This window comes from Arthrobacter sp. B3I9 (assembly GCF_030816935.1).
Classification (GTDB): domain Bacteria; phylum Actinomycetota; class Actinomycetes; order Actinomycetales; family Micrococcaceae; genus Arthrobacter.
Window position 1 is genome coordinate 617,781 of sequence record NZ_JAUSYO010000001.1, and the last position, 16,612, is coordinate 634,392.

General features: G+C 67.4%; 15 protein-coding genes. 8 read left to right on the forward strand and 7 right to left on the reverse strand.

The window, feature by feature from the left end; all coding sequences use genetic code 11:
- Positions 1–71 precede the first annotated feature (71 nt).
- Together QFZ65_RS02950 and QFZ65_RS02955 are read right to left on the reverse strand one after the other, a co-directional pair.
- Positions 72–1,034 carry a helix-turn-helix domain-containing protein gene (locus tag QFZ65_RS02950; RefSeq protein ID WP_306908081.1) on the reverse strand — a complete coding sequence of 321 codons (963 nt, stop codon included), beginning with the start codon at positions 1,032–1,034 and terminating at the stop codon, positions 72–74.
- A gap of 129 nt (positions 1,035–1,163) precedes the next feature.
- On the reverse strand, positions 1,164–1,757 hold the full coding sequence (locus QFZ65_RS02955; RefSeq protein WP_306908082.1) for a TetR/AcrR family transcriptional regulator: 594 nt from the start codon (positions 1,755–1,757) through the stop codon (positions 1,164–1,166).
- 120 nt (positions 1,758–1,877) lie between these two features.
- Between QFZ65_RS02955 and QFZ65_RS02960 the strand changes: the two genes are divergently transcribed.
- The 3 genes from QFZ65_RS02960 (at position 1,878) to QFZ65_RS02970 (ending at position 4,917) form a co-directional block, all read left to right on the forward strand.
- A complete protein-coding gene (locus tag QFZ65_RS02960; protein WP_306908083.1) occupies positions 1,878–3,821 on the forward strand; it encodes a primary-amine oxidase in 1,944 nt (647 codons plus the stop codon).
- 9 nt (positions 3,822–3,830) lie between these two features.
- Positions 3,831–4,274 carry a hypothetical protein gene (locus tag QFZ65_RS02965; RefSeq protein ID WP_306908084.1) on the forward strand — a complete coding sequence of 148 codons (444 nt, stop codon included), beginning with the start codon at positions 3,831–3,833 and terminating at the stop codon, positions 4,272–4,274.
- Positions 4,275–4,485: 211 nt separating this feature from the next.
- Positions 4,486–4,917 (forward strand): hypothetical protein, encoded by a 432-nt coding sequence (locus tag QFZ65_RS02970; protein WP_306908085.1) that lies wholly within the window; start codon positions 4,486–4,488, stop codon positions 4,915–4,917.
- A gap of 6 nt (positions 4,918–4,923) precedes the next feature.
- Here the strand turns inward: QFZ65_RS02970 and QFZ65_RS02975 are convergent, their stop codons facing one another.
- Together QFZ65_RS02975 and QFZ65_RS02980 are read right to left on the reverse strand one after the other, a co-directional pair.
- Positions 4,924–8,379 (reverse strand): DEAD/DEAH box helicase, encoded by a 3,456-nt coding sequence (locus QFZ65_RS02975; RefSeq protein ID WP_306908086.1) that lies wholly within the window; start codon positions 8,377–8,379, stop codon positions 4,924–4,926.
- Between the two features lie 184 nt (positions 8,380–8,563).
- Positions 8,564–9,094 (reverse strand): hypothetical protein, encoded by a 531-nt coding sequence (locus QFZ65_RS02980; protein WP_306908087.1) that lies wholly within the window; start codon positions 9,092–9,094, stop codon positions 8,564–8,566.
- A gap of 184 nt (positions 9,095–9,278) precedes the next feature.
- Between QFZ65_RS02980 and QFZ65_RS02985 the strand changes: the two genes are divergently transcribed.
- Positions 9,279–9,779, forward strand: a complete 501-nt coding sequence (locus QFZ65_RS02985; protein ID WP_306908088.1) for a sigma-70 family RNA polymerase sigma factor — start codon at positions 9,279–9,281, stop codon at positions 9,777–9,779.
- A gap of 5 nt (positions 9,780–9,784) precedes the next feature.
- Entirely contained in the window at positions 9,785–10,471 is a 687-nt protein-coding gene (locus QFZ65_RS02990; RefSeq protein WP_373427557.1) for an anti-sigma factor, read from the forward strand.
- 38 nt (positions 10,472–10,509) lie between these two features.
- On the opposite strand, the gene QFZ65_RS02995 is transcribed toward QFZ65_RS02990, so the two are convergent.
- Positions 10,510–11,322, reverse strand: coding sequence for a DUF1206 domain-containing protein (locus QFZ65_RS02995; RefSeq protein WP_306908090.1), 813 nt, complete (start codon positions 11,320–11,322; stop codon positions 10,510–10,512).
- Between the two features lie 127 nt (positions 11,323–11,449).
- On the reverse strand, positions 11,450–12,373 hold the full coding sequence (trmB, locus tag QFZ65_RS03000; protein WP_306908091.1) for a tRNA (guanosine(46)-N7)-methyltransferase TrmB: 924 nt from the start codon (positions 12,371–12,373) through the stop codon (positions 11,450–11,452).
- A gap of 120 nt (positions 12,374–12,493) precedes the next feature.
- On the opposite strand from trmB, the gene QFZ65_RS03005 reads away from it, so the two are divergent.
- Together QFZ65_RS03005 and QFZ65_RS03010 are read left to right on the forward strand one after the other, a co-directional pair.
- The gene (locus QFZ65_RS03005; protein WP_306912487.1) at positions 12,494–13,753 is read left to right on the forward strand and encodes an MFS transporter; all 1,260 of its coding nucleotides are present in this window, start codon (positions 12,494–12,496) and stop codon (positions 13,751–13,753) included.
- Between the two features lie 9 nt (positions 13,754–13,762).
- Positions 13,763–15,181: an MFS transporter gene (locus QFZ65_RS03010; protein WP_306908092.1), complete on the forward strand. Its 1,419-nt coding sequence runs from the start codon at positions 13,763–13,765 to the stop codon at positions 15,179–15,181.
- Between the two features lie 21 nt (positions 15,182–15,202).
- Here the strand turns inward: QFZ65_RS03010 and QFZ65_RS03015 are convergent, their stop codons facing one another.
- Positions 15,203–15,862 carry a bifunctional 2-polyprenyl-6-hydroxyphenol methylase/3-demethylubiquinol 3-O-methyltransferase UbiG gene (locus tag QFZ65_RS03015; protein ID WP_306908093.1) on the reverse strand — a complete coding sequence of 220 codons (660 nt, stop codon included), beginning with the start codon at positions 15,860–15,862 and terminating at the stop codon, positions 15,203–15,205.
- Positions 15,863–16,011: 149 nt separating this feature from the next.
- On the opposite strand from QFZ65_RS03015, the gene QFZ65_RS03020 reads away from it, so the two are divergent.
- On the forward strand, positions 16,012–16,446 hold the full coding sequence (locus QFZ65_RS03020) for a hypothetical protein (RefSeq protein WP_306908094.1): 435 nt from the start codon (positions 16,012–16,014) through the stop codon (positions 16,444–16,446).
- Positions 16,447–16,612: the final 166 nt, after the last annotated feature.

Genomic DNA, 16,612 nt, shown 5'->3' on the forward strand with positions numbered 1-16,612 from the left:
TGTGCGGAGCCGCCCGCAAGCAGCAGAAAGCCGCCGGGCAGCCTATGGGCACGCCGGCGGCTTTCGCAAGATCAGGCGCCGCGCCGCCAGTCGCTGGGGGAGACACCGAAGGCATCCCGGAACGTGCGGCTGAAATGCGCAGCGTCCAGGAACCCCCACCGGCCGGCTACAGCGCCGACGGACGAGCCGTTGTGCAGCGGGTCTCGAAGGTCACGGCGGATGCGTTCCAGCCGCTGGCTCCGGATCCAACTGGCAACGGTGCTGCCAGTCTCGTGGAAGACGTTGTGCAGGTGGCGGGTGGAGATGAAGTGTGCCGCGGCAATGCTGGCCGGCGAAAGCTGCGGATCGGCGAGGTTGGCTTCGATGTACTCGCGCACCGACGTGGCCAGCAGGACCTGGGGCTTCATGCTGTCCCGTGCCATGTCCAGTTCCGAGTGCAGCATGGTTGCCACGAGATCGAGGGCGTTAGTAGCCAGCCGCGAACCGCTCGGGCCGCTGAGGGCCTCGAACCGCTCCGCCAGCTGGGAAAGGAATGGTCCCACGATGCCGGCCAAGCCGCCGCCCCCGGCGAGGCGGACCGCGGAGAGCTGCCCCACGTAGTCGGGCGGCAGCGATAGTGCATCGTGCGGGAACATGACCACCATCATCCGGGCCTGCTCCTCGAACGCCAGTGTGTAAGGCCGGTTGGTGTCATAGATGGCCAGGTCGCCGGGGCGCAGCACGGCTTCGCGGTTGTCCTGGATGAGGAGCTCGGATCCCTCCAGCTGAAGGTTGAGCTTGAAATAGCGCTGGTCCGACTGCGCCAGGAGGGCGGGCGTACGGTGGACGCGGTGACCGGAGGCTGATATTTCCACCAGGCACATGCGGTCCAGTACACGCGACCGCATCCGGCCGCGGAAGGCGTCGGGGTGGTCCGTGTCGACGGACAGCGGCACAAACGACTGCGCCACCAGGTGCCGCCAATGGTCAAAGGAAGCGGCCGCAGTGGAGGTGAGGTCCTGTCCGGCAGGACGGGCTGTTGTTGCTGCAGACATGGATATTCCTGACGATGGATGGCCACGTGGCGTGAGGTCCCCCAGAGCTGTGTCCTGCGACACAGTCATTTCAGGTTAGCGTCGAACTCCCTCGCTGTCATCTTTTTTCAACAGACGTCGAATAAAGGTTTACGGGCGGGTCAGCAGGGCAAGGAAGCTCTCGAGCTGCCGGGGCAGGCCGAGTTCTGTCTGGCTCTCCGGGAGCAGTGCGGCGGCGATCTGGGCGCCCAGCAGCATGTTGAGGAGCTGGCCGGCCAGGCTCGCATCGTCCACGACGGCGGTTACGTCGCCGCTGTCGCGCGCCTCCGCGAGGTAGCCCGAAATGGCTTCCAGCCACTGCTGCATGGAGTCCCGGTGGATCCGGGCCTTTTCGGGGTCATTGATCGCCTTTTGCCAGAAGGGGATGACGATACGGGCCTCATTGATCCGTTCTTCATCCAGGGGAAGCACTTCGCCGCAGAATGCCCGGAGGGCCGCCAGCCCCGAGAGGCCGGCTGTGACATCGGCAATGCGCTGGTTGGTCCGGTTGAAGACGTGGCCGAAGGCAAACGTCAGCAGCGTGTCCTTGGTCGAAAAGTACGGCTTCAGTGCGCCGTTCGCGAACCCTGCCTCCAATGCGATCTCCCGCATGGTGGCACTTTCGATGCCCAGTCGGGCGATGATCCGCCAGGTTGCATCAACCAGCTCCAAGCGGCGTTCGTCGTGGTCAACAATCTTTGGCACGCTGCCGCTCCCCGTGAATATTTTCGCCCCGACCCTTGTGAGCTATCTTACGTTCGCTTATTATCTACAACTATAGAAAATAAAACCGGACCTGCCAAGGTCACGAACCAAAAGGCCATCATGCTCCCCTCAATAGCCGACACGACTACCCCGTACCGCATGGCGTCGGGTGTTGAAATCACCGACGTCCAAGCCATTCTGCGCGCCGAGGGGCTCCTGGGCCCGGAGAAGCGAATCGCTTACCTTGGCCTGCTGGACCCGCCCCGGGGTTCAGCCCGGGACGCCGAGGACCGTCGTTTCCGGATCTTTATCCACGATGTGTCCGGCGGGCGGCCGTTGGACGTCACCGTTTCCACGACGAACGCCACGGTGACCTCCGCCGTCGAGCTCGATACCGCCGCAACGGGCGAGCTGCCCGTCCTTGAGGAGGAATTTGGAATCGTCGAGGAGTTGCTCGCGGCTGATGCCCGGTGGCTCAAGGCCCTTGCGGAGCGTGGGCTGGACGTCGAAAAGGTACGCGTTGCCCCGCTTTCGGCCGGTGTATTTGAGTATCCGGAGGAAAGTGGCCGTCGCATCCTCCGCGGGCTGGCTTTCGTGCAGGAGTTTCCAGAGGACAGCGCCTGGGCGCATCCTGTGGACGGTCTTGTGGCCTACGTCGACGTCGTCAGCAAGGAAGTCACGCAGGTCATCGACCTCGGGGCTGTGCCGGTTCCCTCGGAGCACGGCAACTACACCGATCCGAAGCTCACCGGCCCGTTGCGCGACACGCAAAAACCCATCAGCATCACCCAGCCGGAAGGCCCCAGCTTCACGGTGACCGGCGGAAACCACGTCGAGTGGGAAAAGTGGAGCCTGGACGTCGGCTTCGACGTCCGCGAGGGCGTGGTGCTGCACAACCTTGCCTTCCAGGACGGCTCGAAAAAGCGCCCCATCATCAAGCGCGCATCCATCGCTGAGATGGTGGTTCCCTACGGTGACCCTTCGCCCGTCCGTTCGTGGCAGAACTACTTCGACACGGGCGAGTACCTCGTGGGCCAGTATGCCAATTCCCTGGAACTGGGCTGTGACTGCCTCGGTGACATCACCTACCTCAGCCCCGTCATCAGCGACGCCTTCGGCAATCCCCGTGAGATCCGCAACGGCATCTGCATGCACGAGGAGGACTGGGGCATCCTGGCCAAGCACTCCGATCTGTGGTCCGGCATCAATTACACGCGCCGCAACCGGCGCATGGTGATTTCCTTTTTCACCACCATCGGCAATTACGATTACGGCTTCTACTGGTACCTCTACCTGGACGGCACCATCGAGTTCGAGGCCAAGGCCACCGGAGTCGTGTTTACCAGCGCTTTCCCCGACGGCGGTTCGGACAACATCTCCCAACTCGCCCCGGGGCTGGGTGCACCGTTCCACCAGCACCTCTTCAGCGCACGGCTGGACATGGCGATTGACGGCTTCACGAACCGGGTCGAGGAAGAAGACGTGGTCCGGCAGCCCATGGGCCCGGGCAATGAACGCGGTAACGCCTTCTCCCGGAAGCGGACCGTGCTGGCCCGCGAATCGGAGGCGGTCCGCCAAAGTGACGCCAAGGCTGGCCGGACGTGGATCATTTCCAACCCGGAATCCCTCAACCGGCTGGGTGAACCCGTGGGCTACAAGCTCCATGGCCAGGGCATGCCCACGCTGCTCGCGGACCCGGATTCCTCCATTGCCCGGCGCGCGGCCTTCGCTGCCAAGGACCTCTGGGTCACCCGGTTCGCCGAGGACGAGCGCTACCCCACCGGCGACTTCGTCAACCAACATGGCGGGGGAGCGGGCCTGCCGGGCTACATTTCGCAGGACCGCGACATTGACGGCCACGACATCGTCGTCTGGCACACTTTCGGCCTGACGCACTTCCCGCGAGTGGAGGACTGGCCCATCATGCCGGTGGACACCGTTGGCTTCAAGCTGCGGCCGGAAGGGTTCTTCGACCGCAGCCCGGTGCTGGACGTGCCGCCGAACTCCAGAGAGGCCTCCGGTTGCCACAGCGGGCCCGCCGCCGGCGAGCATTGCCACGGCTAGGCGCACGACGTGACAGCCCTGCAGGGATGGGGCCGCGCCTCCGGCCCCATCCTTCATACCCGGACGTGCGCCGCAGTGACCGCCGCTTCGTGCGTCCTCCACGTGTGGTTTGTGATCGCCAACCAGCACGGCCCCTGGCTCAACATCCTCATGCTGGCCATGGTGGCCCTCTGCCTTCCGTGCGCCCTGCACATCTGGCGTTACAGCCGTGCCAACGCCCTTCGCCAGGTAATGGCTTCCGCGCTGGCCATGGCCCTGGTGCACACGCTGTTGCTGGTCGGCAGCCGTTCCTCGGCTCACGGTCACCATGGAACAGCCGCCGGCGCAATCCACTCCCGGACCGAAGTGTCCCTGGCTGTCATTGCACTGGAGATGGCCACGGCCCTGCTAGCTTCAACCCTGCTGGCCCGGTTGCGGATGCGTACTTCCGGACGTAGCGCCGAGCCTGCCTGACGTTCCTGAAGTAGCCGGGCGCGGCCTGACCCCGGGGCGGCACGCCACAAGTAGTGGCCTGCCGGAAAAGACAGGTAGCGCCTGCCGGTGACTTTCGTACTTCCCGGCCGTTGGATTGCCTTCTAAACAGTTCCATTGGGGGGCAAGGGATGTTCGACTCGGCCGCTATGTACTCTGGCGGAACCTGTCCGCGGCTGCCGGCGGACCGGCCATGAGTTCCGGGCTGCAGGCAGCCGTGGTCTTCGCAGGATCCGTGCCAGGCTCGCTCCTCATATCGCTGGGGCAGGCCCTCGTGGTGGTTTGTGCCTGCTCCGACATGGTGCGTGCGGTCTCGGTGCCGCGGTCCCACCGCCGGTACATGGCGAACAGCCTCTTCCTGGCTCTCGCCTGGCCCTCGATTCTGATCAGCGGGGCCGTCGTGCTGCTCGATGCAGCCCGGGGTGACTGGCAAAAAGTCGCGGCCGGGGTTTTCGTCCTGGTTTTCGTGATCTTCCGGTGGCACTCCGCCGGCGATGAGGACAGCTGGTGGAAAGGCAAGGGGAAGGCACTGGGCCGCTGGCTCAGGAGGCAGACCGCCGCGCGTTCCTTGCGTCTCCCTGTTGCTACGGGCACGGTGTCGGCGTTTCTAGGCGCCCGGTCCTGAACACCGTCAGTCGTTGAACAGCCCGGCCAGGTCCTCCGTCGTCAACGCGCCCCCGGAAAGCGCATCGCCCTGCAGAACATCCGCGAACAGCTGGGACTTTCTGGCCTTGAGCGCCATGACCTTTTCCTCGATCGTGTCCTTGGCCACCAGCCGGTAGACCATCACGTTCCGGGCCTGGCCGATGCGGTGCGTGCGGTCAACCGCCTGCGCCTCCGAGGCGGGGTTCCACCAGGGATCGAGCAGGAACACGTAGTCCGCCTCGGTGAGGTTCAGGCCGAAGCCGCCGGCCTTGAGGCTGATCAGGAACACGGGAGCCGCGCCGTTTTTGAATTCATTGACGACGTCGGTACGGTTCCGGGTGCTCCCGTCGAGGTAGCAGAACTCGATGTTCTCCTCGACGAGCCGGTCGCGCACCTTGCCCAGGAACCCCGTGAACTGGCTGAAGATCAGCGCCCGGTGTCCCTCCGCCACAAGGTCCCCGAGCTGTTCGAAGAGCACGTCGAGCTTGCTGGACCGCACTCCCGAGAGGGACGGATCAACCAGCGAAGGATCCAGGCTGAGCTGGCGCAGCAGGGTCAGCGACTGGAAGATGGTGAAGCGGTTCTTGTTGACGTCATCGATCAGGCCGAGGATCTTCTGGCGCTCCCGCTGCAGGTGCGTCTGGTAGACCTTCTGGTGTCGAGGATTGAGCACCACCTCCAGGACCTGTTCCTGCTTGGGCGGGAGGTCCTGGATGACCTGTTCCTTGGTGCGGCGGATCATCAACGGCCGTACCCGGCGCCGCAGCTTTTCCAGCTGCGCCTTGTCGCCGTTCTTTTCCACCGGCTTCTGGTAGTTCTCGGCGAACCGGCTGGGGCTGGAAAAGAGGCCCGGGGCCACGATCGACGTCAGTGCCCAGAACTCCATCAGGTTGTTCTCCAGCGGGGTGCCGGTGATGGCGAGTTTGAAACCTGCCGGAAGTTTCCGGGCGCACTGGTAGGCCTTGGACTGGTGGTTCTTCACAAACTGCGCCTCGTCCAGCACAAAGCCGGACCACTGCCTGGAGGCGTACGAGTCGTAGTCGATGCGGAACAACGCGTAGGAAGTGATCACGATGTCCGCCCCGGCCATCGCTTCCGCCGGATCCTGGCCGCTTTTCGCGAACGTTTCACTGATGGCGCGCACGGTCAGGCCCGGCGCGAAGCGCGCGCTTTCCGCCGCCCAGTTCCCGACGACGCTGGTGGGGGCGACCACCAGGAACGGCGCCTCCCCGGCCGGTGCCGCGGCGGCCTCCCCGGCGGCCTCTGCCGCCTCCTTGGCCGCGCAGATCAGTGCCAGCGCCTGGACGGTTTTGCCCAGGCCCATGTCATCGGCCAGCACCCCGCCCAGCCCGTGCCGGTACAGGAAGCTGAGCCAGTTGTACCCCTCAAGCTGGTAGGGGCGCAGTTCGGCGTTGAGGGTCGGCGGCAGGGGCAGGCCCTGCGCCCCGCCTTCCAGGAGGCCGCCCACGGCCTGGCGCCACGCGGCGGCCTGCTCCTCGACGATCCCGAGCTGGGCCAGTTCATCCCAGAGGCCCGCCTGGAAGCGGCTGATCTGCAGCGGCGCGTCCTTGTTGTCCTGCAGCGAGCGGGCTTCGTCGATGAGCGCCCGGAGCTGGTGGAGTTCGGGCAGGTCGAGGGAGAAGTACGCCCCGCTGGGCAGCAGCATGCGGGTCTGACCGGCGGCCAGGGCGGAGAACAGGGCCGCGAAGGAGACCGGCTGGCCCTCCAACGTGATGACAATGCCGAGGTCGAACCAGTCCCGGTTGTCGGTGGCTTTGGTCGAAATCGCCACCACGGGCGCTTCCTCCGCCTCGCGGTAGTCGGCGATCTCGCCGGCCGTGTCCACCGTGACGCCAGGCAGCTCGCGGAGCCGGGGCAGGACCTCCTCGGTGAAGGCCAGCGTGTCCAGGCCGCTGAGCTCGGCGGAGGCGGCCAGGCGCGGCGTCCCCCATCCGCCGGTGGCAGATTCGCCGAGGGCGGGAACCACGTCCCAGGGCTGGCCCACAGTTTCCAGGATGGCCGCTTCCGCGGGGTCATCGCGGTACCCGTGGTCGCCGGGGTGGCGCCACAGCGGCTGGGCCGTGACGAGCGTTCCGGACGTGTAGTGCCATTCCCAGTGCAGCCTTACCCGGTGGTCCGCGCCGTAGTTGGCCAACAACGACAGGGTGGGGACCGCCAGGGCCGGCAGCTCCACGGATTCGTCGGAGGCCGTGACCCGGGCGGTCTGCTTCAGCTTGGGATAGAAGCCCGTGAGGAAGCGGGTTTCATCCCGGGCGGGGATGTGCAGGGTGGTCCCGGCGGTCACGAAGGTCAGCAGTTCCTCGCTGAGCCCGCCTTCAAGGGGGGCAAGGGTGATGGTGGGGTCCGACGGCGCGACGCCGGGCAGGGCGTCTCCGTCCGAGGTCAGGAAGATCCCGTGCGCCGGACGTCCGATGGTGCCGACCTGGGCGGGGTCGACCACGGCGCCTTCTACCGTGATGGTGGGCGCGAGCGACAACCCTCCGCCGTGCTCGCCGGCGGCATCAGCGGCTGCGGCTCCGCGGGCACCGGAGGTGTCCCCGCTCGGCGCATCGCCGAAGCGGGTGAGGTTGAGCCCGGCGGCGGCGGGGGCGTCCACCACGCGGACCGGCTCCTGGCCGCGGCCGTGGACCAGGGCGACGCCGATCTTGGAGGCCTGGGCCAGGAGGCTCCAGAGGTTCTTGCCGGCGTAGGTGTTCAGGCCCAGCCAGGGCGCGGTGCCCGAGTGCTGGCGGTTGGCAAGGGCGGTATGCGAGGCGAGGAACTCCTGCATCCACTCGACATGGGCCTCGTTGCACTCCCGGCGGTAGTTCAGGTAGCTCAGCGTGTTCCACGAAACGTCGCCCCGGATCCACTTGCCTTTGGCGCCCATGATCACAGGCCGGGCCTTCAGCTGCCGGACGCTGCGCAGCGGGTCCCGGCGGCCGGTGTAGGAGAAATGCGGGGCCGGTTCCTCAATTTCGAACTGGAGCGCGAGCGGAATCCCGTTGGAGGACTGCGTAATGCCCGGGCGGGCGATCAGCGGGCTGAGGGCCTGTTCCCAGTCCGGCAGTTCCAGGGCCGGCGCCTGGCGGGACAGCCTGGACGCCTCGGCGGGGGCCAGCAGCTGCACCCGCGTTGCGGGGTTGTCTTCGGCTGCAAAAAGCAGGGCCGCCACGTGCTTGCAATCCTTCCGGACCGGGCAGGTGCAGACCCCGACGGTGCAGCTCCAGCCGCCCGCTTTCCGGACCAGCTTCGCCGTCGTCGAATAGGGCGCATCCGAGCCGCCCCGCACTTTGCCGAGCATCAACCCGGTAGCGGCGTCGAAGGAGATACCGGAAACCCGGCTGCCCATAGCGTAGGCAAGCCCGGCCGCGAGGGAGCGGTCGTTGATCGCAGGTGTCTGTATAGCCAGCGCCGCACTCTCGTCCGGATGGGATGGCATGTGCGTACAACTTTCAGCAGGTGGTCATCTGATCCATCTTAGCGAGCCTTGGGGACCTGCTGATCCTGCCTGCATTTACAGCGTCCGCCTGCCGGTGCTGGCTGTTTCGTTGCCGGATCCGCCGCCCCCCAGCGGCGGCAGGAACCCGGCGGGCCCGGCACCTTTACAACACAACACAGGACCTTTACGATCCGGCGGCGGTGGTGATCATTTCGCCCGACGGCGCCACGAGGTACCAGACGCTGTTAACGCCCTGGCCCGTGATGTCCCCTGCGGCCTTGTCCTTGGCGTAGTAGTAGATGGGCATGCCGTTGATGGTCACCTGCTTCTTGCCGTCGGGGGTTGTGATGGTGCCGAGGGCGCCCATGACGCCTTGGACGGACGGTGTGGCGGAGGTGGTGGTGACGGGCGGCCAGGCGGTGAGGCATCCACCGGTGCACGCGCTTGTCCCGGAGTCCTTGGTGTCCTTGGTGTAGTAGTACACGCTCATGCCTTTGCCGTCGACCACAATCTGACCGACCTTGGACTCCGCGACCTTCAGCTCTGACGCGGCGGCCGGGGCGGACATCGAACTGGCCGGTGCGGATGAGGTAGGAGCCGAAGTTGCCGCCGCGCTGGAGGGCGCCGTGGTTGTGCCGCCGCCTCCGCCCGCGCAACCGGAAAGTAGTGCGGCAACTGCGAAAGCGGACAGGCCAATGCTGAGGTGCTTTTTCATCTGTTGCTCCTAGACTCATACCGGCCAACTCGTCAGGCCAGGCCTAACCGTTAAGACGCCTCCCGGGAAAGAATGGTTCACGCCGGGGAAGTGAACGTTTGGCCGATTCTGTACGTCGTAGGGGGCACGAGGCCAGAGGGGCGGAGGGTACAAAGGCGCAGGGTACAAAACGGGGAGGCATCGCATGTCGCTGGACGAAGACGTGGTGGCCGCGATCTACCGCGACCACGGCACGGCCCTCAAACGCTTTGTCCTCAGCGCCTGCCGGGACCCGCAGCTGACGGAGGACGTGGTCCAGGAGACTGTCCTGCGCGTCTGGCAGCAGGCGCCGGAGATTACCGGCAGCCTGCGCAGCTACCTGTTCAGGACAGCCCGCAACATCATGATCGACAACTACCGCAAAGCCCAACGCCGGCCACTCGAGGCCGCGGCGCACGATGCGGCGGAGTTCGCCGACCCGACCGAACGCGTCGACGAACTCCTCAACCGGGTTCTCATCGAGGAGGCGCTGCTGCGGCTGAGCTCCGAGCACCGGGACGTCCTGGTCGCCCTCCACTACCGCCGCTACACCGTCCAGGAGGCATCGCAACAGTTGAACATTCCGAGTGGAACAGTGAAATCCAGGGCGTTCTACGCGGTCCGTGCTCTTCGGACCATCCTTGACGAAATGGGGGTGCAGCGGTGAACAGCATGGAGCTACACCAGCTGCTCGGCGCCTATCTGCTGGGCGGACTCGACGCTGCAGACGGTGCGGCCTTCGAACGGCATCTGGAGTCCTGCGCGGAGTGCCGGAAGGAACTGGACGAACTGGCCAGCCTCCCTGCGCTGCTGGATGCGGTGCCGGTAGGGGACGCGGTCGCGCTCACCGGCGCCGCCGCTGCCGGTCCGGCGCAGGCGCGGCAGGAAGCCATTGCCGTTCCCGTCCCCAAACGGCTGCTGGATGAGCTGGCTGTCCGGCGCCGCAGGGTGCGCCGCCGCTGGTCGGTGGCGGTGGCGGCTGTAGCCGTGGCCTGCCTCGGCGCCGGCGTGCTGGCCGGCCCGCTGCTCAACCCGCTGCTCAACCCGCCGGCCAAGCCGGACGCGAGCTACTCGGTGCAGACCGGCGAGGGGCTGCAGTTCACGGTGGGGCTGGTCAAGAAGACCTGGGGCACGGAGCTCGCCGTGGACGGCCGGAGCCTGCCGGTCGACGGCAGGTTCTCGCTCTGGGTCAAGGACCGCGACGGCGGCGAAGACCGCGCGTGCGCGTGGACGGCCACACCGAGCGGCCGGGTCAGGATCACCGGCGCCACGCCGGTTCAGCTCACCAGTATCGCCAGCGTCGAAATGCGGGACGCCAAGCAGCAGACGGTGGCCGTCGTCGCGGTTCCCCGGGGGTAAAGGGGGCCGTTCCGGCGGCCCCGGGCCGCGCATGCACGCTACATCTTCCCGAGTTTGGAGCGCACCATCATGTAAATGCCGTAGCAAATCAGCCCGACGCCGACGGCGGCCAGCATGTACATCCCGAACGGCTGCTCGCGCAGGCCCTTCAGGCCGCCGTCGATTCCGGTTGACTGCTCGGGGTGCGCCGTCACGGTGGCGATGAGAATCAGCAGGCCTGCCAGGAGCAGGGCGATGCCTTTTGCGGCATAGCCGGCAACACCAAGGACCGTCACCGCCGTACGGGCCCTGGGCGAGGGCGGAAGCCGAAGGTACTTAACAAAGGACTGACGGATGCCGCGGACAACGTAGATGATCCCGGTGATTGCGACGGCGGCGCCGATGGCGAGCAGAAGCCCAAAGCCTCCGGGTGCTTCCATCATGGAAACCGTGAGGTCACTCGTGGAGGTGGAGTGGTCCTTGCCCGCGCCGTTGGCAAACGACAGCAGTGTCACGGCGAGACCGGCGTACACCGCGGCCTGAAGCGCGGCCTTGGATTTCTTTCCCAGCTTTTTCTTGCCCGGGAGGTGCTCGTAATCGAAGACGGCATCGCTGGCCTGCCATAGCGCCAGGGCGATGCAGGCCGCGAAGGAAACCCAGAGGAGCGCCGGGCCGGCGGGCTGGTTGGCGAGCTGCGCCACCGCCCCGCTCACATCCGCCTCGCCCTCGCCCCCCATGGCGAGCCGGATGGCGACCACACCGATCAGGAAATGCAGGATCCCGCTTACTGCGAAGCCGGCCCGCGCCACCAGTTCGAGGGGACGGGCGTTGGTCACGTCCTCCGTCGCCTCCACGACGTTCTTCAGTTCCATGTGATCCCGGACCCCCAGCTGACTCGATTCCGCTCCGGACGCAACCCGGCCCGGTGTATGCCGTCGAGTAATCGTGCCATGGCGGGAATTCCGGGAACAGCATGGTGGAGCCCGGTTCGGACCCCGTCTAGCGGCGCCGGTACCTGAGATCGAAGATCAGCCGCCCCGCCTCGTGCGCCTTGTTCTCGAAACTGGTCAGGATTCTGCCTTCGAACCTCGGTGCCCAGCCACCGGTCTCATCGGTGCCTTCGTTGGGGCCCGTATGTTCGGTGCTCACCGGTGGCCGGCCTTCTTTGACGGGCGCCCCGCCAACCAGGGCTTCGACGCCGGATTCCCAGACCTGGGTCAGTGGGCTGTCCGCGCCGCTGCGCTCGCCCTCGTGCAGGTTCTCGAAGTCGGGGGAGCCGGCCAGCACGTCACGCACGTGGACCGCATAGTTGGACCAGTCCGTCGCGATCCGCCAGATACCGCCCGGCTTCAGGGCGCGGGCGACGAGATCGGCGAACTCCGGCTGGATGAGCCGGCGTTTGTGGTGCCGGGACTTGTGCCACGGGTCCGGGAAGAACACCCACACCTCTGTGACCGAGCCTGCCGGGAGCATCGTGGCCAGCACTTCGGGGGCGTTCGCCTCCACCACCCGGACGTTCGTGAGTCCCCGGCTGTTGATCTTGATCAGGGTGTTGGCCAGGCCCGGGGTGTACACCTCGACAGCGAGGAAGTCCTTGTCCGGATTCTCCTCGGCGGCATGGCAGACCGCGTCGCCGAGGCCTGAACCGATTTCCACGATCAACGGGGCCTTGCGCCCGAATTCGGCTTCCGCATCAAACTCGTACTCCGGGTGCACGGAAGTGTTGGCGACGTGGCGGGGCACCTCCACGGCCCAGCGGTCAGCGTGCTCTTCCCACGCGGCCTGGCGCCGGCCCTGCAGCCGGGTGCCGCGTCGCACGAAGCTCACCGGCCGGCCGCCGTAGGTGCCGAACGAGGCCTGGCTGCCGGGGGTCACCGGGCGGGAGGGCTGCGGCGCCTCGGGTATTTCTGGGGTTTCACTCATCCCTTCCAGAATAGTGGAGTCGCGCCGGATGCCGGATCCCTTGGCGGGGGCGCGGAGAAGCCTGCCAGAATAGGTCGGGTGACGTCACCGCAGAACGCCCAGGACTCCGCGCTCCAGCGCATCCCCGCCGGCGGGGACCGGCGCAGCACGCTCGTGGACGCGGAGATCGACGAAGTTCCTGCGGCCGCGCCCACCCACGTCGGCAGCCGGCGCGGGCTCGTCTATCTGGGACTCTGCCTGGTCCTGATCGCGCTGAACCTCCGCTCCGTTTTCTCCAGTTTTCCCGCGGTGCTTCCCGAGGTGACGGCCGACGCCGGACTGCCGGGCTGGGCGGTCACGGTGCTCACCACGGTGCCCGTCACACTGCTCGGGCTGTTTGCCCCGCTGGCACCCGTGCTTGCCCGCCGCTTCGGCGCCGAACGCGTGCTGCTCGGCGCCATGGCGGTACTGACGGCCGGGCTGCTGCTGCGTCCTGTGCACGTCGGGGGCGCCGGGCACCTTCCCGCCCTGCTCGCCGGCACGGCCGCCTGCGGGGCCGCCATCTCGCTCTGCAACGTCCTGCTGCCCGGCCTGGTCAAGCGTGACTTCCCGCACCGGCTGGGCCTGATGGGCGGTCTCTACACGACGGCGATCTGCGCCTCCGCGGCGCTCGGCGCCGGCTTCACCTACCCCATTTTCACCGTGACGGGGGAATGGACGGCGGCGCTTTGGTTCTGGGCGCTGCCTGCCGGCGTCGTCCTTGTGCTGTTCCTTCCGCTCGCCGTCCGGCAGCACCCTGGCCGGCACCAGCTGGCGGCCGACGGCGTGAACGTATGGCGCTCGGCCATCGCCTGGCAGCTCACTATCTTCATGGTCCTGCAGGCCATGATGTCCTTCAGCGTCTTTGCCTGGCTGGCACCCATCCTGCGCGAGCGCGGCATGGACGGAGGCACGGCCGGGCTGATTGTTTCCGCCTCGATCGTGCTGCAGATGCTTGGGTCCCTCTTCGCTCCTGCCCTGGCTGCCCGCTTGCGTGACCAGCGCGTCATCAGCGCGGTCGTGGCCCTGATGACGGGGAGCGGATTTGCCCTCAGCATCTTCGGGCCGCTGGAACTGACCTGGCTGTGGACCGGTCTCCTCGGCCTGGGCCAGGGCAGCATGACCGCCGTCGCGCTGACCATGATCATGCTCCGCACCCGCGACGGCCACACCGCGGCCCGCCTGTCCGGGATGATGCAGGGCGTGGGTTACGGCGTCGGCTCCACCGGGACACTCCTGGCCGGCCAGCTGCACCAGTCCACAGGGTCCTTCGCGGCGGCAGGTTTGTTCTTCCTTGCGGTCGGTGCGCTGGCCGCGGTGTTCGGCTACTGCGCCGGGCGGAACCGCTTCGTCGGCGGCTGACCGTAGCCCGTGTCCCGCACTGTTCCAGCCCCGGTCCCGGAATCAGCCGGCCTCTTCCACCGCAGCTACCTGCTGGTGACGCTCGGCGCCTGTGCCTTGGTGTTCCTCGCCGCCTTCGAGTCCATGGCGGTGACGACGATCATGCCGCTGGTCAGCCGTGAGCTGGGCGGAGCAGCGTTGTATGCGCTGGCTTTTGCCGGCCCTCTCGCCACCGGCGTCATCGGCATGGTGGCGGCGGGCAACTGGTCCGACCGGCACGGTCCGGCGGGTCCGCTGTTCGCGTCGGTGGCCCTGTTCGTGCTGGGCCTGGTGATCGCGGGAACGGCCGGAAGCATGGCCGCCCTGGTGGCCGGCCGGCTGGTGCAGGGCCTCGGCGGGGGTGCCATGACGGTTTCCCTCTACGTGGTTGTGGCCCGGGTATATCCGCAGGTGCTGCATCCGAAGATTTTCGCCGCATTTTCCGCTGCCTGGGTGATTCCCTCGCTTGTTGGCCCCTTCGCAGCCGGCCTGGTGGCTCAACTGGCGAGCTGGCATTGGGTTTTCCTGGGCGTGGTGGGGCTGGTGGTGCCGGCGCTGCTCATGATCGTGCCGGCAGTGCGCGGGCTGCGCGGCAGTCCGGAGCGGAAATCCCCGGAGCGGAAATCGCCGGAGCGGAAATCGCCGGAGCGGACCCGAAACGGGGAAGGGTACGTCCGGTTGGCTTGGGCTGCGCTGGCCGCGCTCGCCGTGCTGGGGCTGAATCTGTCCGTTGAATTGCCGGCCGGCGGTGGTGTGCTGGCGGCGGGTTCCGTGGCCGTGGCGCTCGTAGCCGTCCGCCCGCTCGTGCCCCGCGGAACCCTCATGGCCCGCCGCGGGCTTCCCAGCGTGATCCTCACGCGCGGGCTGGCCTCGGCGGCGTTCTTCGGTACCGAGGTCTACCTGCCGTACCTGCTGGTGGAACGCTACATGTTCTCACCGACCTTCGCCGGCCTGACCCTTACGGCGGGAGCCCTCGCGTGGGCCGCCGCCTCCGGCGTCCAGGGCAGGCTGGGACCCCGCCTGATGGACCGCCGCGCCGTGCGGACCGGGGCAGGGATGGTGCTCGGCGCCGTCGTTCTTGCTCTGGTGACTACCGTGCTCGGCTGGCCTGCAGCCGTGCCGATCGCCGGCTGGGTGTTTGCCGGCGGGGGAATGGGGCTGATGTATCCGCGCCTGAGCGTGATGACCCTGGCCCTGTCCACCAAGGACACGGAGGGCTTCAACAGCTCGGCGATGTCCATTTCCGATTCCCTCGGGGGCGCACTGGCCCTGGCCGCCACGGCCATCGTCTTTGCCGCTTACCCGGGGACTGCAGGGTCCTTCGCCGGTGTTTTCACGCTCACCGCGGCCCTCGGGGTTGCCGCCCTCGTGGTCGCGCCGCGCGTGGCCAGGGCGCCGCGCGAAGGCTGACGGACGGCCGCAGCGCCTGTTTCAGCGGGCGATGCGGGTGGCGCGCAGCACGGCATCCGTGAGCTCGGCCGCCTCGCCGTCGGGTCCGGTCGCACTCCGGACGCGGATGTCCAGGACGTCGCGGCGCCACTCGGGTGCCTCGATCCGAAGTTCCTGCGCCACCTCCTCGGCAGTAAAGTACTGCTCGTGCGAGTGGTGGTTTCCCCAGGACGGCAGTCCGTCCGGGTGGTGCCCGACAATGAGCAGAGTGCCGCCGGTGCGCACCGCTGCCGCGGCCAGCCGCAGGCCCTGCTGCCACGGCAACAGGGTCGAGTGCAGGAACTGGGCGCTGACCAGGTCGTACTGCCGGTCCGGCACCCAGGTGGCCAGATCCTGCTGCACCCACTCAATGTTGCCGTCCTGCCCCACCTCGCGGGCATGCGCAGCCGCCCTTTCGAGCGCGACGGCGGAGACGTCCAGGGCCGTCACGGTCCAGCCCTGGGTGGCCAGCCACAGGGCGTCAGCGCCCTCGCCGCAGCCCAGGTCGAGTGCGGATCCCGGCTGCAGCCCGGACGCTTCGGCCACCAGCTGAGGATTGGGCCGCCCGCTCCAGACCCTGGGCCGGCTGCGGTACCGTTCATCCCACAACTGCGCCGCCGTGCCCGCGTCCGTTCCGCCGGCGTCGTGATGGTGCTCCGTCATGAGTCTCCTCCAGTTGGTTCCCCTCATTTTGGCAGGCCAACCGCTGGATGGACACAAAGAAATCACCCGGCCGAAACGCCGTCGAAACGTTTCATCGGCAAGCTGAAGGCGTAATCGAAAGCGCTGGAACTTTAGGGGAGGAGCAGGCGATGGCTGCAGAGGAGGTCGGCAGGGTCCGAACAGGTGCGGAGTTGTCGGTCGGGGACGAAATCGAGGCCTGGCACAACGGCAAGCTGTTCCACCGGGGCTGCGTCAGCCAGACGGTTGCGTCGATGGACCTGGTGTGGATCCGGGACGCCCGGACCGGGGCCCGAAGGCTGATCGACGTCGAGGCGCTGGTCATTCTCCGCGCCCCCACGCCCGCAGACACTGCCCGGCCCGCAACGGCGACGGACTCGGCAAAAGCGGCCGCAACGCTTGGCACCGCCGGAACGGCAACGCTCCGCACCGCCGGACCGGCAACCGCGACGGCGGGAACGGCATCACCGGCAACTGTGGCGGCGGCGAAGGGCGGCGCCAGGGGAGTTCCTGCCCGGCCGGCGTCGCACGTCCCGCTGTTCCACGCACCCGGCCTCGCGACCTGACCCGGCCGGGTCAACGCCCGCCGGGCGCCCGCGGCACCTAGGACGCCGTCCCCACCCAGCTAGCTCGCACTTGATGCCGTTTCGAGCCCTCAAACGGCATCAAGTGCGAGCGGGTTGGGGGGAGGCTGGAAACGAGAGGGCCGCCGCAGATGGTAGACTGGTGGAA

Excerpts from the sequence above, each read along its gene's own strand:
- QFZ65_RS02995 (WP_306908090.1), bottom strand. The coding sequence starts at position 11,322 with ATGGAACTGAAGAACGTCGTGGAGGCGACGGAGGACGTGACCAACGCC.
- QFZ65_RS02975 (WP_306908086.1), bottom strand. The coding sequence starts at position 8,379 with ATGCCATCCCATCCGGACGAGAGTGCGGCGCTGGCTATACAGACACCT.
- QFZ65_RS02960 (WP_306908083.1), top strand. The coding sequence starts at position 1,878 with ATGCTCCCCTCAATAGCCGACACGACTACCCCGTACCGCATGGCGTCG.
- QFZ65_RS03020 (WP_306908094.1), top strand. The coding sequence starts at position 16,012 with ATGGCTGCAGAGGAGGTCGGCAGGGTCCGAACAGGTGCGGAGTTGTCG.
- QFZ65_RS02970 (WP_306908085.1), top strand. The coding sequence starts at position 4,486 with ATGAGTTCCGGGCTGCAGGCAGCCGTGGTCTTCGCAGGATCCGTGCCA.
- QFZ65_RS02980 (WP_306908087.1), bottom strand. The coding sequence starts at position 9,094 with ATGAAAAAGCACCTCAGCATTGGCCTGTCCGCTTTCGCAGTTGCCGCA.
- QFZ65_RS02985 (WP_306908088.1), top strand. The coding sequence starts at position 9,279 with ATGTCGCTGGACGAAGACGTGGTGGCCGCGATCTACCGCGACCACGGC.
- QFZ65_RS02990 (WP_373427557.1), top strand. The coding sequence starts at position 9,785 with ATGGAGCTACACCAGCTGCTCGGCGCCTATCTGCTGGGCGGACTCGAC.
- QFZ65_RS03015 (WP_306908093.1), bottom strand. The coding sequence starts at position 15,862 with ATGACGGAGCACCATCACGACGCCGGCGGAACGGACGCGGGCACGGCG.
- trmB (WP_306908091.1), bottom strand. The coding sequence starts at position 12,373 with ATGAGTGAAACCCCAGAAATACCCGAGGCGCCGCAGCCCTCCCGCCCG.
- QFZ65_RS02950 (WP_306908081.1), bottom strand. The coding sequence starts at position 1,034 with ATGTCTGCAGCAACAACAGCCCGTCCTGCCGGACAGGACCTCACCTCC.